This window comes from Streptomyces sp. RLA012 (assembly GCF_056270325.1).
In genome coordinates this window covers 5,081,322-5,095,341 of the sequence record NZ_JBWDPA010000002.1, presented here as the reverse complement: position 1 = coordinate 5,095,341, position 14,020 = coordinate 5,081,322, and the positions used below count along the sequence as shown (strand labels likewise).

General features: G+C 69.8%; 15 protein-coding genes and 1 pseudogene. 9 read left to right on the top strand and 7 right to left on the bottom strand.

Translation table 11 applies throughout. The features are described 5' to 3' along the window. Positions 1-93: 93 nt before the first annotated feature. Positions 94-1,239, top strand: coding sequence for a DUF2786 domain-containing protein (locus tag RV986_RS23185; RefSeq protein WP_475919230.1), 1,146 nt, complete (start codon positions 94-96; stop codon positions 1,237-1,239). Positions 1,240-1,308: 69 nt separating this feature from the next. On the opposite strand, the gene RV986_RS23180 is transcribed toward RV986_RS23185, so the two are convergent. Next, positions 1,309-1,872 carry a DUF4232 domain-containing protein gene (locus RV986_RS23180; protein WP_475919229.1) on the bottom strand — a complete coding sequence of 188 codons (564 nt, stop codon included), beginning with the start codon at positions 1,870-1,872 and terminating at the stop codon, positions 1,309-1,311. 131 nt (positions 1,873-2,003) lie between these two features. On the opposite strand from RV986_RS23180, the gene RV986_RS23175 reads away from it, so the two are divergent. Then, positions 2,004-4,295 (top strand): FUSC family protein, encoded by a 2,292-nt coding sequence (locus tag RV986_RS23175; RefSeq protein WP_475919228.1) that lies wholly within the window; start codon positions 2,004-2,006, stop codon positions 4,293-4,295. Between the two features lie 37 nt (positions 4,296-4,332). Here RV986_RS23175 and RV986_RS23170 read toward each other — a convergent pair whose 3' ends face one another. Together RV986_RS23170 and rpmB are read right to left on the bottom strand one after the other, a co-directional pair. Next, positions 4,333-4,878, bottom strand: a complete 546-nt coding sequence (locus RV986_RS23170; protein WP_475919227.1) for a hypothetical protein — start codon at positions 4,876-4,878, stop codon at positions 4,333-4,335. A gap of 186 nt (positions 4,879-5,064) precedes the next feature. Further along, the gene (gene rpmB, locus RV986_RS23165; RefSeq protein WP_475919226.1) at positions 5,065-5,301 is read right to left on the bottom strand and encodes a 50S ribosomal protein L28; all 237 of its coding nucleotides are present in this window, start codon (positions 5,299-5,301) and stop codon (positions 5,065-5,067) included. Between the two features lie 63 nt (positions 5,302-5,364). On the opposite strand from rpmB, the gene rpmG reads away from it, so the two are divergent. The 4 genes and pseudogenes from rpmG (at position 5,365) to RV986_RS23145 (ending at position 7,280) form a co-directional block, all read left to right on the top strand. After that, positions 5,365-5,529 (top strand): 50S ribosomal protein L33, encoded by a 165-nt coding sequence (gene rpmG, locus RV986_RS23160; protein WP_030846000.1) that lies wholly within the window; start codon positions 5,365-5,367, stop codon positions 5,527-5,529. 4 nt (positions 5,530-5,533) lie between these two features. Then, positions 5,534-5,821 (top strand): type B 50S ribosomal protein L31, encoded by a 288-nt coding sequence (locus RV986_RS23155; protein WP_475919225.1) that lies wholly within the window; start codon positions 5,534-5,536, stop codon positions 5,819-5,821. Continuing rightward, a pseudogene (locus RV986_RS23150) lies at positions 5,821-6,272 on the top strand (cobalamin biosynthesis protein CobW); the annotation flags it as partial. The gene RV986_RS23155 and the pseudogene RV986_RS23150, both read left to right, overlap by 1 nt. A 738-nt stretch (positions 6,273-7,010) precedes the next feature. Continuing rightward, on the top strand, positions 7,011-7,280 hold the full coding sequence (locus RV986_RS23145; RefSeq protein WP_475919224.1) for a DUF397 domain-containing protein: 270 nt from the start codon (positions 7,011-7,013) through the stop codon (positions 7,278-7,280). Positions 7,281-7,423: 143 nt separating this feature from the next. On the opposite strand, the gene RV986_RS23140 is transcribed toward RV986_RS23145, so the two are convergent. After that, complete coding sequence (locus RV986_RS23140; RefSeq protein ID WP_475919223.1) at positions 7,424-7,945, bottom strand: ATP-binding protein; 522 nt, start codon at positions 7,943-7,945, stop codon at positions 7,424-7,426. A gap of 337 nt (positions 7,946-8,282) precedes the next feature. Here RV986_RS23140 and RV986_RS23135 point away from each other — a divergent pair, with 337 nt between their 5' ends. The 3 genes from RV986_RS23135 (at position 8,283) to RV986_RS23125 (ending at position 11,078) form a co-directional block, all read left to right on the top strand. Beyond that, positions 8,283-9,107 carry a helix-turn-helix domain-containing protein gene (locus tag RV986_RS23135; RefSeq protein WP_475924393.1) on the top strand — a complete coding sequence of 275 codons (825 nt, stop codon included), beginning with the start codon at positions 8,283-8,285 and terminating at the stop codon, positions 9,105-9,107. Positions 9,108-9,302: 195 nt separating this feature from the next. Beyond that, positions 9,303-10,763 carry an aldehyde dehydrogenase family protein gene (locus RV986_RS23130; protein WP_475919222.1) on the top strand — a complete coding sequence of 487 codons (1,461 nt, stop codon included), beginning with the start codon at positions 9,303-9,305 and terminating at the stop codon, positions 10,761-10,763. 51 nt (positions 10,764-10,814) lie between these two features. Continuing rightward, the gene (locus RV986_RS23125) at positions 10,815-11,078 is read left to right on the top strand and encodes a type II toxin-antitoxin system prevent-host-death family antitoxin (protein ID WP_475919221.1); all 264 of its coding nucleotides are present in this window, start codon (positions 10,815-10,817) and stop codon (positions 11,076-11,078) included. 39 nt (positions 11,079-11,117) lie between these two features. Here the strand turns inward: RV986_RS23125 and RV986_RS23120 are convergent, their stop codons facing one another. The 3 genes from RV986_RS23120 to RV986_RS23110 all read right to left on the bottom strand — a co-directional run bounded on the left by RV986_RS23120 (position 11,118) and on the right by RV986_RS23110 (position 13,976). After that, positions 11,118-11,747, bottom strand: a complete 630-nt coding sequence (locus tag RV986_RS23120) for a Uma2 family endonuclease (RefSeq protein WP_475919220.1) — start codon at positions 11,745-11,747, stop codon at positions 11,118-11,120. 127 nt (positions 11,748-11,874) lie between these two features. After that, positions 11,875-12,588 (bottom strand): HNH endonuclease family protein, encoded by a 714-nt coding sequence (locus tag RV986_RS23115; RefSeq protein ID WP_475919219.1) that lies wholly within the window; start codon positions 12,586-12,588, stop codon positions 11,875-11,877. Between the two features lie 5 nt (positions 12,589-12,593). Further along, a complete protein-coding gene (locus RV986_RS23110; protein ID WP_475919218.1) occupies positions 12,594-13,976 on the bottom strand; it encodes an AAA family ATPase in 1,383 nt (460 codons plus the stop codon). Positions 13,977-14,020: the final 44 nt, after the last annotated feature.

Genomic DNA, 14,020 nt, shown 5'->3' with positions numbered 1-14,020 from the left:
ACCTTGGGTATCCACAGGCATTTCCTTATCCACAGGGTGTGGATAAGGAAATGCGAGACCCGGGCATCCCGGAGCGCGTGGCACGATCGGGGGATGAGCAGTACGCCCAGCACCGTGGAGCGCGCCTTCGAGGCCGCGCTCTACGCCGACAGCGACGCGGCCCTCGACACCGGCGCCTCGCTGCTCGCCGCCGACCCCGCTTCCGACGCCGAACTCGCCCGCCGCGGCGAGGAGTTCGTCGCCCAGGCCTGGCGTCGCGGCTGGCAGCCCGCCGATGCCGTACGGATCGTGCGGCGCGACCTGGACGACGTACACGTACGCCTGGTGTCGGCGCTGATCCTCGAAGAGGCCGGCCGGGACCGGCGGCCCCGGGGCCCGCGCTGGGCCGCGCAGCTCGAAGAGCTGGGGGACGCCGGGGCCCCGCGTACCGACCGCTTCTCGTACGCGACCGCCCTGCTGCAGCTGTACCGGCTGTTGCTCCGCCTCCCCGCGATCGAGCCCCTCGACTCCCTCGGCCCCCCGGACGCACCCCGGCACGCTACCGCTCCGCAGGACTCCCGCATGCTCACCCGCATCCGCGCCCTGCTCGCCAAGGCCGAGGCGACCGGGTTCCCGGAGGAGGCCGAGGCACTGAGCGCCAAGGCGCAGGAACTGATGGCGCGGCACAGCATCGACGAGGCTCTGCTCGCGGCCCGTACGCACGCCAAGGACGCGCCCGGTGCCTGCCGCATGGGCGTCGAGCCGCCGTACGAGACGGCCAAGGCGGTGCTGCTGGACGCGGTGGCCGGCGCGAACCGCTGCCGTGCCGTGTGGAACGAGTCGCTCGGCTTCTCCACCGTCGTCGGCTTCGAACCCGACCTGGAGGCCGTCGAACTCCTCTACACCTCGCTGCTCGTGCAGGCCACGGCCGCGATGACGAAGGCGGAGGCGGCGCAGCGGGCCGGGGGGAGGAAGCGTACGAAGACCTTCCGGCAGTCGTTCCTCGCCGCCTACGCGCACCGGATCGGCGACCGGCTGGCGACCGCCGCCGAGGGGGCCGAGGGACAGGCCGCGTCGGCGGAGGGGGAGTTGCTGCCCGTCCTGGTGGCCCGTGACGTGGCGGTCACGGACCACATGGAGCGTATGTTCCCGGACACCGTCACCACCCGGCTGCGCGGGGTCAGCGACGCGGCCGGCTGGCAGGAAGGGGCCGCGGCGGCGGACCGGGCCCAGGTCGGGACACGGCCTCCGCTGCGGTGACGCCCGGCCGCCGCGAGCCGTTCGGCGTCGGCCGCCCGGGGCCGACGGGCCGACCGCCCCGGGGCCGGTCTAGTCGCCCGCGGCCTGGAACGCGCTCACGGAGGCGTTCAGGTCGTCCGGGCCGGTCTTGCCCGCGAGGGGGCCGTACGACCACTTGAAGCTCTGCGCGGTGGTGGCACCGGGCAGGCTGATCTTCAGCGTCGTCGCGTCGAGGGTCTTCCCGTCGCCCGCCGTGCCCCGCACATAGGTGATCGTGAAGGAAGCGGTACCGCTCGCCGCCAGGGTCAGCTTCGGCGGGGTGGCGGAATTGTCCGCGGGAATGTCCGCACTCCCGCCGCCGTCCTGCACCTTGATGCCGGGGAACCCTTCGAGGGCGCATTCGGCGCCGCGATTGGTGAGCGTGACGGGGACGTTGCCGGTGTCCCCGGCGGCCGGTGCGGTGTTGGCGGGGCCGACCTGGACACCGACCTCGTCGATCTTGCAGGCCTTGGAGGAGCCGGAGCCGGAGCGGGCGGCGGCGGAAGCGGTCGAGGCGGTGGAGGACTTCGTACCGCTGTCGTCACCGCCGCTGTCGCAGGCGGTCAGGGTGAGAGCCGCCGTGGCGGCGAGGACGGCGATCGGAAGGGCGCGCATGGGTTTCCCCCTAAATTCATGACGGTGCTCATGGATCATCACGCAGGCGTGAGGACGAGCGTCGCGCGCCCCCCTCGCCGCACGTGTCTCCCGGGCCGCGCAGGTCCCGAAACCTCCCTTACGCTGACGGAATGAGCTGGTTCCGGGCGCTGAAGGCGACCGCGCGCTCGGGTCTGCGGATCGAACGGAAGCGTCTCGAACCGCTGCTCGCACTGCGCGGCGCGACGGGGCTCGCCCTGGTGATCGGGGTGAGTCTGTGGGCGTTCGGGCCCGCGGCGGCGGTCGGTGGGGCGTTCGGGGCGTTCCAGGCGGCGATCGCCACCTTCCAGCGCAGCTGGCGGCCGCGTCCGGAACTGGCCCTCGCCTCCGGCGCGAGCCTCGCCGTCTCGACGTTCGTCGGCTACGTGACCATCTCCCACCTGGCCCTGTACCTGGCCATGCTGGTGGTGTGGACGTTCCTGGCGGGGCTGAGCTGGGCGGCTGGTCCCACGGTCGGCCTGATCGCCTCCTCGAACGTCGCGATCATGCTGGTGACGGTCACCCTGCCGACCTCGGTCGCGCAGGCGGCCGGCCACAGCGCGTTGATGATCGCGGGCGGACTCGTACAGGCGTCCCTGGTGGTGCTCTTTCCCGTACGACGCTGGGGTGCCCACCGTGACGCGCTGGCCGACGCCCTGGCCGCCGAGGCGGACTACGCGCGCCGGCTGCGCCACGATCCGGCGGCACCGTTCGACCCGCTCCCGCTGATGGAGGCCCGCAACGCGGCCGCCGTCACCCCGCGCCAGGCGCGCCACCGCCCCGCCGAACTGCACGGCACCCGGGGCCTGGCCGAACGCATCCGCCCCGTCCTCGCCTCCCTGGCCGACCCGGCGATGGGCGTCCCGCCCGAGGGCCTCGCGCGTGCCCGGGTCGACGAACTGCTCGCCGCCGCGGCCGCCGTCCTGGACGCGGCGGCCCACGCCGTCCGTCACGGAACACCGGTGGACCTGCCGTCGGGCGCGGCCGCCGCGTTCAAGACCCCGGACACGGGGGCGATCCTGACCGGGCCGTCGTACCGGGCGGCGATGCGCCTCGCGACCCTGCTGCAGGACGTGGTGGAGACGGTCGCCGGGGAGGACGAGCCGGTCGCCGCGGGTGGCGCGGGGGCGGCTTCGGGCGGTGCGGGGACCACCACCGACGGTTCGGGAGCCTCTTCGGCCGGGGTGGGAGCCCCTTCGGCCGAGGTGCGGGACGCTTCGCGCGGCGGTCCGCGGAAGAGCGGCGCCGCGCCCCTGCTGCGTCCCACCCTCGTCCGCCTGGTGCCCGTCGTCCTGCGTGCCATGCGCGACGAACTGCACCGGGACTCCCAGATCGGCCGCCACGCCACCCGCGTCTCCGCCGTCGCCGCGACCGGCTACCTCCTCGGCACCTGGCTCCCGCTCGGCCACGGCTACTGGGCGCCCCTGGCCTCCGTGATGATCATGCGCCCGGACTTCTCCCAGACGTACAGCCGCGCGATCGCCCGCTTCGGCGGCACCCTCGTCGGGGTCACGCTGGCGACCGGGATCGTGCGGTTCGCGAGCCCGGGGACGTATCTCTCGGGCACCCTCGCGGTGATCAGCGCGGGGCTGATGTACCTGCTGACGCGCACCGGCCAGATGGCCGCACAGGCCTTCATCGCCGCGTACGTCGTGTTCCTGCTCGGCATGGGCGGCGAGCAGTGGCAGCAGACCGTACCGGAGCGGGTGCTGCTCACCCTGCTCGGCGGACTGCTCGCGATGCTCGCCTACGCGCTCTACCCGGCCTGGGAGACGCCCCGGCTGCGCGGCCGCCTCGCCGCCTGGCTGACCGCCCAGTCCCGCTATGTCTCCGCCGTCCTCGACCGCAACGCGGATCCCGGTGGCAGCGGTGCCGTTCCCACCGTCGGCGCCGACACCCCCCACAGGGACGACCTCCGCGAGGCGCTGCTCGCCTCACGAAGTGCTCGCGCCGCCTGGCACGAGGCCGTGGCCCGTGCGATGAACGAACCGGTACGTCACCGGGGCCTGTCCCGAGCCGCCACCGGTGCCGCCGAGGGCGCCCTCGCCCAGGTGGGACGCGTCGCCATGCTCCTGGAGGCGCACCTTCCGGAACGGGACGCGACCCCCGTCCCGGCCGCCGCCCGGTTCGCCGAGGCCCTGCGCACGGACATCGCGCAGGGCGCGAAGGTGATGCGAGAGCGCCGAGTACCGCGCTGGGACGCCGTCCGCGAGGCCCTGGAGGCCTGGGACGCCGAGGATTCCCAGGAGACGTTCGTCCGCAGGGGCGCGGGCCTGATCGTGGACTCCCTGACCGCACTCTCCGAGGCCCTCGACACCGCCGTACCGCCGAAGACCGACGACGGGAACGACGACAGGAACGGGAGCGGGCCGCGAAGTCCGAAGGATTCCGCGGCCCACCGATAAAGCGGGCCGCCGATAAAAGGGAGGGGAGCCGAGGGACTCAGGAGCCGAGGCTCGCCGTCGGCAGTCCGGACGGCAGTTTCCCGCCCTCCGCCTTGGTGTACGGCTCCGCGCCGAGGCTGCTCGACCAGGTGACCTTGAGCGTCGTGCCGTTCACCGTGTCGACCATGCCCGTGGCGCGGTCCTTGTTCCCGTCGTTGCACTTGAGATGGATCATCTGCATGCCCGCCTCGTCGCCGGCGGTGCCGGTGCACACGGTGCCGCCCGTGGTGAAGAGCCCGGCCTGCTTGCCGGTGATCACCAGCGCCACGGCCTTGCCGCCCGTCGTGGCCACCCAGCTGCCCTCCAGCTTGCTGTTGGCCGTGGACGAAGTGCCCGAGTCCCCGCCGGTGTCGGCCGTCCCGGAGGCGGACGCGCCGGGGCTCGCGGACTCGTCCCCGGAACCGGAACCGGAACCGGATCCCGAGCCCGAGTCCCCACTGCTGCAGCCGGTCAGCGCGAGCGCGCCCGCCAGAGCCGCGGCCACGGCCGTGGCCGCGATCCGCGCCCGCCGACGCGGGAGGGTCGCCGAAGTCGCCGATGTCACTGAAGCCCCCAAGGGTGGTGGTGTCTCTGGGGTCGCCGGAACGACCGCAGCAAGCTATCAGCAGCACTCACGAGCAGCCTGAGCGAGACATCGGGAGAACTTACGAATGTCCTGAGCATCCCTCCAGGAGGACCGGCGGACTACCAGGAGGACTTGCGAACGCCGCGATCCCGCTCTTCTTGGCCATCAGACCCTCACCCCGCGGGCGCGGATCCTGGCCACGGCCGCCTCGACGCCGATCGCGTCGACCGTCTTGATCCCCTTCGCGCTCAACCGCAGCCGCACGTGACGGCCCTCGCTCGGCAGCCAGTAGCGCTTGCGCTGGACGTTCGGGTCGAAGCGGCGGGACGTGCGCCGGTGCGAGTGGGAGATGGAGTTGCCGAAGCCCGGCCTGGTGCCGGTCAGCATGCAATGCGCGGACAAGGGTGACGCACCTCTCTCTGGCAAGTCTTGGAAATGGGATTCATTTCCATTAACATACCAGCCATGGCACGCAACGAACTCCGCCCCGTCATCAAGCTCCGGTCCACGGCCGGGACCGGCTTCACGTACGTCACCCGGAAGAACCGGCGCAACGACCCGGACCGGATGACCCTGCGCAAGTTCGATCCGGTCGCCGGCCGTCACGTCGACTTCCGAGAGGAGCGCTGACCTCATGCGCGAGGGAATCCACCCGTCGTACGGCCCGGTCGTCTTCCGCGACCGCGCCGCGAACCACGCCTTCCTCACCCGCTCGACACTCGCCGCCACGGCGGGCGGGAAGACGATCGAATGGGAGGACGGCCACACCTACCCGGTGGTGGACGTCGAGATCTCGAACGTGAGCCACCCCTTCTACACGGGCAACGCCCGGGTGCTGGACACCGCCGGCCGGGTGGAGCGCTTCGAGCGGCGGTACGGAGCGGGCAGCCGGGCCGGTGGCCGGCGCGGCGGTGCCGGCTGATGCCGACCCCGGACCTCTCCGTCGTGATCGCCGGCGGCCTGCACGCGGATGCGCGGCGGGCCGCCGACGCACGGTAGCCTCGCCCCCTTCCACGACCTGGCGACGGCCGCGGCGGCCACGGTCGTCCGTACGATCCGGGACGCGACCTGAGCCCTGCGCGAGGACCTGGTGCCGGAACTGCGACGCCTCGCGGTCGTAGAGCTGTGGGGACTCCGTCGAGCCCAGAGCCATGGCCGAGGCCGTCGCCGCGAGCGCCCTCCGGCTGACCTCCGTGATCACCGCCGTCGCCCCGCCCCTCCTGCCGCCCTGCCTCGCCAACGGTGACGACCTCGCCGAGGCCGCCACCGACCGACGCACGGTCGCGGACACCTTCGCCCACCAGCTGGAGTACGCCCCCGTCCTCGCCGTCGCCACATCGGCGGAGGCGGACGACGAGGACCACGCGCTACTGACCATCACCTACATCACCTACATCGACTACAAGGACACCGACCTCCTCCGGAGGTTCATCCCCGATCTCACCCCCGGCGACCGCCCACCCGCCCCACGATCACCGGCAGCCAAGTACGCACGGACTGGCCACCCACCCCTCCACGGCCGGCAGCCAAAGTGCGTACGTACGGAAGGGGCCGTGCCCCGCGACGGCCGGCAGGCGAGGACGTACGGAAGGGGCCGTGCCGGTGCGTCGCAAGCCCGTCGCGTACGTTCGGATTTGGCAGCGGCTCCCTTCCCCACCTCACGTCTGATCCGGCGGCGACGGGCTCGACGTACCGGCACGGCCCCGACCCACCCCCCCACTCCCGAGCCGGAGCGAACCCCGCGGACTGGACCAATACGCAGACGTTGAAACTCGAAGGGCGCGATATGCGTCTGTTCCTAGTACATGAGGGATTCGACCCGGACGACCCTGCACGGATGATGGCGCGGAAAATCATGGACGGGGGCCGGGGATCGCATGGCATGCGATCCCCGGGGCACATGTTGGACCGGATTTAGCCCGACGAGTACCAGGCAGTAGTCGAGCGGTCAACAGGCTGTAGTCAAATGGCGGTAAAAGCTGTAACCGCAGCAGCACCCCCCGTGCACGTGCATCTGCCCATGCATCTGCACATGAACAGAGCTATGATCCGGGTCAGTTGGCCACTGCATCAATGGCCACATCGGCCACTGCACCACCGGGGAGCGACCTGTGGACCACGACGTGTTCGACGTGGATGACCTGGATGACGTGTACAACGGCATGGCTGCGACAGAGCTGACCGGGGTGGCCTGGCAGAAGAGCAGACACAGCAACTCGCAGGGCTCCTGCGTGGAGTTCGCGAGACTGCCCGGTGGCGACGTCGCGGTGCGGAACTCGCGGTTCCCCGAGGGGCCCGCGCTCGTCTACACCCGTGCCGAGATCGAAGCGATGCTCCTGGGCATCAAGGACGGCGAGTTCGACCACCTGATCGTCGGCTGAGACGAGTGAACGCCAGACGACTGAGCGAGACGAGCGAGACGGTCGAGACGAGCGAGACGGTCGAAGCCGAAAACTGAGAGCAACCACTGTCTCGCAGCGCGTAACGCGCGTAGAACCGCGGCACTAAAAGGTGCCGCGGTTCTCTATTCGCTCGAAACCGCCCCGCCGTCGGCCGACTGCGGAAGCCGGAACAGCGCCCACACGACCTTGCCGCTGAGCGTCCCCGCGAGCGGATGCCAGCCCCAGCTGTCGGCGAACGAGTCGACCAGAAACAGCCCACGGCCCGACTCCGCCGAGAAGTCCTCCGAGTCGCCCGCGACCGGGCTGTCGTGACTGGGGTCGCGCACCGCGCACACCAGACGTGAGGTCCACCGCATCAAGTGCAGCCGCACGGGCGGCCCCTGGTCGTCCGAACGCGGAGTGTCCGAGGGCAACGCATGCCGCAGCGCGTTGGTCACGAGCTCGGAGACCACCAGACACACATCGTCGAAGCGGTCGCCGATCTCCCACTGGTCCAGCGTTCCACGGGTGAACTTCCGGGCTTCGCGCACGGCTTCGTAGCGTGCGGGCAAGGCGCAGGAAGCGGCGTTGGACACGGCCGCGGGATCGAGCGGCGGAAGTCCCTGCCGTAAGGGCTCGAGCATGGTCGATCCATTCGTCCCCATGCGAGGCACTCCCGGGAGTTCGCGGTCGTTGCGATGCAGCGGTGGCGCGGGGACCATGGTTCCGAATGCGTACAGCAGATGCAAGGGCAGATGCACGTGCACGCGCCCGAATTGGACCTTCCTCTACACTTTCTTGCTCATTTCTTCTGTCACCTTCTTCACTCTTGTCGTCCCTCAGCTGCTCTCTTCCTGTGCGGCCAGGTTGAAAGCTTTCCGTTTCTGTAATCGAACGAGTACTGCTTGAAGTGTTTTAGTGGCAGACTTCGGCGTCTGAAGACGGTTGGGGAGGCGGACGAACGTGAGCGCTGGTGAGTCGAGCGGCTCGGTGGTGCGGCGCATGCTGCTGGGGTCACATCTGCGGCGCCTGCGGGAGGCGCGCGGCATCACCCGGGAAGCGGCCGGCTATTCAATCCGTGCCTCCGAATCGAAGATCAGCCGCATGGAGTTGGGACGGGTGAGCTTCAAGACGCGCGACGTCGAGGACCTGTTGACGCTGTACGGCATCACGGACGAGGCCGAGCGCACGTCGCTGGTGTCCCTCGCCAAGGAGGCCAACGTCGCGGGCTGGTGGCACAGTTACTCGGACGTCCTGCCGAGCTGGTTCCCGACCTACGTCGGCCTGGAGGGCGCGGCCCATCTGATCCGGTCGTACGAAGTCCAGTTCGTGCACGGCCTGTTGCAGACGGAGGCCTACGCGCACGCGGTCGTCGAACGCGGCATGAGGGGCGCGTCCCCCGCCGACATCGAACGGCGGGTGGCGCTGCGCCTGGAACGGCAGAAGTACCTCGTCTCCGAGAAGGCCCCGGAGTTCCACATCGTCCTCGACGAGGCCGCGCTGCGCCGCCCGTACGGCGACCGCGAGGTGATGCGCGGGCAGCTCCAGCATCTGATCGAGGTGTCGGATCACCCCAACGTACGGCTTCAGGTCATGCCGTTCAGCTTCGGCGGCCACTCGGGCGAGAGCGGTTCCTTCACCATTCTGAGCTTCCCCGAGTCCGACCTGTCGGACGTCGTCTACCTGGAGCAGCTGACCAGCGCGCTCTACCTGGACAAGCGCGAGGACGTCACCCAGTACGAGGGCGCGCTCAAGCAGCTGCAGCAGGACAGCCCGGGCCCGTCGGAGAGCCGCGACCTCCTCCGGGGGTTGCTCCAGCTGTCCTGAAAGCGCCCCTTAGTGGTCTCTCGTTGTACCTCGTGGTCTCTCGTGGTCTCTCGTGGTCCTTCACGGACTCTCCAAGAGAGCTCTCCAACTCCCTTTAAACACAAGTACGATGACATCTGATCAGACGTTGATCGAATGTGTCTGCTGACTCAGGCTCGGATGTCTGCCTCGGCAGCAAGGGGATTGAGGGAGCACATGTCGTCCTACTTCACCGAACTGGCCCGGCAGTACATCGACGGCGAATGGCGCCCGGGTACCGGCTCCTGGGACATCATCGACTTCAACCCGTACGACGGCGAGAAGCTGGCGTCGATCACCATAGCCACGGTGGACGAGGTCGACGAGGCGTACCGCGCGGCCGAGCGCGCGCAGAAGCACTGGGCCGCGACCAACCCGTACGCCCGCCGCGCGGTCTTCGAGAGGGCCCTGCGCATCATCGAGGAGCGCGAGGCGGAGATCACCGAGGTGATCATCGCCGAGCTCGGCGGCACCCACCTCAAGGCCGGCTTCGAGCTCCACCTCGCCAAGGAGTTCCTGCGCGAGTCGATCCAGCTGGCGCTGCGCCCCGAGGGCAAGATCCTCCCCTCGCCGATCGACGGCAAGGAGAACCGCGTCTACCGCGTCCCCGTAGGCGTCGTCGGAGTGATCAGCCCCTTCAACTTCCCCTTCCTGCTCTCCCTGAAGTCCGTCGCCCCGGCTCTCGCGCTCGGCAATGGCGTGGTCCTCAAGCCGCACCAGAACACCCCGATCGTCGGCGGCTCCCTGGTCGCCAAGATCTTCGAGGACGCGGGCCTGCCCGGCGGTCTGCTCAACGTCGTCATCACCGACATAGCCGAGATAGGCGACGCCTTCATCGAGCACCCCGTCCCGAAGGTCATCTCCTTCACCGGCTCCGACAAGGTCGGCCGCCACGTCGCCACCGTCTGCGCCTCGCACTTCAAGAGCGCGGTCCTCGAACTCGGCGGCAACAGCGCGCTGGTGGTCCTGGAGGACGCCGACATCGACTACGCCGTCGACGCGGCCGTCTTCAGCCGCTACGTCCACCAGGGTCAGGTCTGCATGGCCGCCAACCGCGTGCTCGTGGACCGCTCGATCGCGGACGAGTTCACCGAGAAGTTCGTCGCCAAGGTCAAGACGCTGAAGGTCGGCGACCCGAGCGACCCCCAGACGATCATCGGCCCGGTCATCAACTCCTCCCAGGCGGACTCGATCACCGGCGTCGTCGACCAGGCGATCGCCGAGGGCGCCACCGCCCTGGTGCGCGGCGCCGCCATCGACAACCTCGTCGAGCCGACCGTCCTGACGGACCTGCCCGCCGACTCCGCCATCCTCCGGCAGGAGATCTTCGGCCCGGTCGCGCTCCTCGTCACCTTCGACGGCGAGGAGGAGGCCGTGCGCATCGTCAACGACACCCCGTACGGGCTCAGCGGCGCCGTGCACACCGCCGACATCGAGCGCGGTGTCGCCTTCGCCAAGCAGATCGACACCGGCATGTTCCACGTCAACGACGGCACCGTCCACGACGAGCCGCTGGTCCCCTTCGGCGGCGAGAAGCACTCCGGCATCGGCCGCCTGAACGGCGAGACGACCGTGGATGCCTTCACCACCCAGAAGTGGATCTCGGTCCAGCACGGCCGGAGCTTCTTCCCGTTCTGAGTCGTCGGCTTCGACGCCCGGCAGACGTGCATCCAGGTGTAAACAGGGTGCATGTCTGCCACCTATTCCGTCGCCGAGGCGAGGGGCAAGCTCGACGACCTCGTTCGCCGGGCTGCCCGGCACGAGCACATCACTCTGACTGACGAGGGTGCTCCGGTCGCTGTTCTGATGTCCTGCGCAGAGTTTGACGGCCTTGAGGACGCCTTGGCCCTTGCCCGTCTGGAGCGTGACCGAGCCCTCGGACGTACGGAGGCGCCCGTCCCGCACAACGCGGCGCGCCGCGCGCTGCTCGAAGCGGTCCGGAGAGGCGATTGACCTGACGGGTCTGCGTTAGCCGCGTCCGTGGGATGCGTGCTAATCAAGTTCGATCAGAGCGCGGAGGTCGATGTCGACGGGGAAGGGGACCACAGTGGTGAGCTTGTCGGTGTGGACGGGCCGGTCGGGCCGGGGGATGAAGACCCCGCTGTCCTCGTCGCGCCAGAACTGGTGCACCACCGGAACATCGTCCGCGCCGCGCTCGACTCGCCAGTAATGGGCGATTTCGGCCTCGGCGTACATGCCGGGTTTGCGGAAACGGTCCATGCCGCGAGACCCGGGGGAGACCACCTCAACGGCGAGGACCACGCAGGCGACCGGCGTGCAGTCCAGGGTGCGGATGTCGATCCCGGTCTTGTCGTACACAACGATGTCCGGCTTGGGGACGTTGTTGTCGTCGAACTGGGTCCAGCGCTCGACTTCGGTGCCGTACGGCGGGCGCTGTGCGCTCCTCAGCTGGAAATACAGCTCGTTCCGCACCCGGTCGTGCCACCACGTCGTCGCCCCACGTACCACGATGTTCCCATCCAAGAGTTCCCAGTAGAACGGGACGTCCAGCTCCTTGACCTGGTCCCATGTCCAGCCCTCCTCGGGCGGGAACATCCAGTTCTCAGGAGTGGCTCGCGGGTCCTGCCCGGTGTGTGCCTGTGCGGCCATGACTGCTCCCATGAAGGAGATCGTGAGCGGTGGTGCTCTCAGCTGTTCCCCGTACGACGGTAGCGTCACTCGCCCGAGTGAGGGGGCAACGTTCCTGCGGCCTTGCCGGATGCCTTAGCGGTGGTAGCCGGCCACGGCCTCACGGCTGGGCCTGTCGCCACGCAACGAGTGCCTGGCCCAGCTCCCGGCCATACGTCAGCTCGGCGACGCCGGCAGTGCGGGCCCGTCGGCACAGGGTGCGCAGCACATCCCCGAAGGGCTCCTCAAGCAAGACCAAGGCGGTCTCGCCCGCCCCTTCCAGGTCACCCCGGAGCACCTTCGCGTGCCACACCGGCAGCAGATCACGGTAGAGCCGGTAGGCACGGACCCGACCGCGTCTCAGGACCTCTCGGTTGAGGTCGAAGACGGTGATCGACTCCCGGCCCTTCGCCGTCAGACCGTCGTACGTCCCCGACGCGGGCAGCAGCGCCAGATGGTCGGCCGGATCGTCGGTGCTGGGATCCAGCAGCAGGCGCTCCCCGGTTTGCGCGTCGCGGGGGTACGCCTCGCGCTTCGCGTTGCTGTTGCAGTACGAGCAGGCCAGCAGGTGGTTCAGCCAGTCGAAGGTACGCAGCGGAGCGAGCGCCTTGGGCTGGAAGTGGTCGATGTCGGTGCCCTGGCTGTCCAGGCAGTACATGCAGCGCTGGATGGCGGGGGCCATGAGGTGGAGCAGGACGCGTATCTCGCGTTTGGCCGCGCGGCTGCTGCCCCACACAGAGTCCGCGGCCGCACTGTCGGCCCCCTTCTTCACGACCCGGTCGGTGCCGCTCGCGAGCAGCTCCAGTAACTCCTGCGGGGCCGGTAGACGTGTCACCGGGATCACCGGCCGCCTCCGAGCCTCGCCGCCACCTCGTCAACGCGCGCCGACAGGGAGCTGGTGAGCAGCTCGGTCAGCTCCCGGTACTCGCGCAGCTCCGCTTCGTCGGCTTGGTCACGGAATACCTTCCGCTCCAGCTCCACGAGCCGGCCACGCTGCTTCTCGGCCTCGTTGGAGTACGGCGTCTCCAGGCCGAACAGCTCGGACAGCACCGCGTCGTCGCCGCTTCCGTACACGACGCGCCGGTACAGCGCCTCGTCGACGACCTCGGGGCCACGCCGTTCCTCCGGCCCCGGCAGGCGGATCAGCCCGCCCGGGTCGGCTGCCTGGCAGATGTACGGACTGTGGCTGGTGACGATGAACTGGATCCGTGGGAAGTGCGTGCGCAGCCAGCCGCCTATCCGCCGCTGCCAGGTGACGTGGAGATGGGCGTCCACCTCGTCGATGATCACCACGCCGGGCATCCGGACCACGGGGTGCCCCTCGTCGTCCTCGCCCGCGTCGAGCGTTCCGTACGCGTTCTGCAACTGCCGCACGATGTCCAGGACCAGGGAGGCGACGGTGCGGAAGCCGTCGCTCATCTCCCGGAGAGGGTAGGCACGTTCGGTGTCGCCGCCAGGGGCCACCCACAGCCCGTCGGAGGTCACGCGCAGGGCGCGGTAACCGTCCGGCAGCAGTCCGTCGGAGAGCAGCTCCAGGATGGTCTCCAGCAACTCGGCGGCGTCCTGCTGCTCCTCCAGGCTCCGATGGCTCAGCTCCTTGAGCCAGGCCATGCCTTCAGCCAGGGACGCGTCCTCGTGGAAGAGGGAGGCCATACGTCCTGCCGGGCCGGGGGCGAGCATCAGGCGCTGCGCATCACCGCTTCCGCCCGCCAGCCGCCGGAACGGTCCGTAGGCGGCGCAGAACCAGCCCTGGGGGTTGGTGGCCCAGGGGCCCCGTGCGGCGGCGGCTCGCTGGGCGTCATCTTCGCCGTCGTAGTGGTGGCGGGACAGCTGAGGCTGTGGCGGTGCGCCGTAGCGCGGCCCGTCCGTCTGGTTCTCAGGTACCGCCCAGTCGAGGCCGAGAACGATGCGACCGTCGGGCGTCCCGGCGCGTCCGGTGAGTCGGTCGACGGTGTGGTCGGGCTGGACGTGCACCTGCGCCCATGCCGACTGCTCACCGCTGGTGATCCACCCGCTGAAGTCCTGTACGAGGGTGCGGGCCACCTGGGGGCCGGCGACGGCGAGCGCGAGGGCGCGGAGGAACGTGGACTTGCCCGAGCCGTTGCGTCCGGCGAGTACGGTCCAGCTGCCACCGTCCTGCGGTATGGGCAGCTGGAGTTCGTCCACGGCACGCTCGGCGGTGAAGCCTCTGACGTTCGAGAAGCCGATTGCGGATACGTACACCTGTCCTCCCCTCACCCTCGTGCGCTGGGCGGGGTCAGCCTCTC

What these genes read in the sequence shown, in the direction of transcription:
- RV986_RS23185 (WP_475919230.1), top strand. Translation starts at nt 94, where the DNA reads ATGAGCAGTACGCCCAGCACCGTGGAGCGCGCCTTCGAGGCCGCGCTC.
- RV986_RS23155 (WP_475919225.1), top strand. Translation starts at nt 5,534, where the DNA reads ATGCGCGAGGGAATCCACCCGTCGTACGGCCCGGTCGTCTTCCGCGAC.
- RV986_RS23135 (WP_475924393.1), top strand. Translation starts at nt 8,283, where the DNA reads ATGCTGCTGGGGTCACATCTGCGGCGCCTGCGGGAGGCGCGCGGCATC.
- RV986_RS23180 (WP_475919229.1), bottom strand. Translation starts at nt 1,872, where the DNA reads ATGCGCGCCCTTCCGATCGCCGTCCTCGCCGCCACGGCGGCTCTCACC.
- rpmG (WP_030846000.1), top strand. Translation starts at nt 5,365, where the DNA reads ATGGCACGCAACGAACTCCGCCCCGTCATCAAGCTCCGGTCCACGGCC.
- RV986_RS23130 (WP_475919222.1), top strand. Translation starts at nt 9,303, where the DNA reads ATGTCGTCCTACTTCACCGAACTGGCCCGGCAGTACATCGACGGCGAA.
- RV986_RS23120 (WP_475919220.1), bottom strand. Translation starts at nt 11,747, where the DNA reads ATGGGAGCAGTCATGGCCGCACAGGCACACACCGGGCAGGACCCGCGA.
- RV986_RS23140 (WP_475919223.1), bottom strand. Translation starts at nt 7,945, where the DNA reads ATGGGGACGAATGGATCGACCATGCTCGAGCCCTTACGGCAGGGACTT.
- RV986_RS23125 (WP_475919221.1), top strand. Translation starts at nt 10,815, where the DNA reads ATGTCTGCCACCTATTCCGTCGCCGAGGCGAGGGGCAAGCTCGACGAC.
- RV986_RS23175 (WP_475919228.1), top strand. Translation starts at nt 2,004, where the DNA reads ATGAGCTGGTTCCGGGCGCTGAAGGCGACCGCGCGCTCGGGTCTGCGG.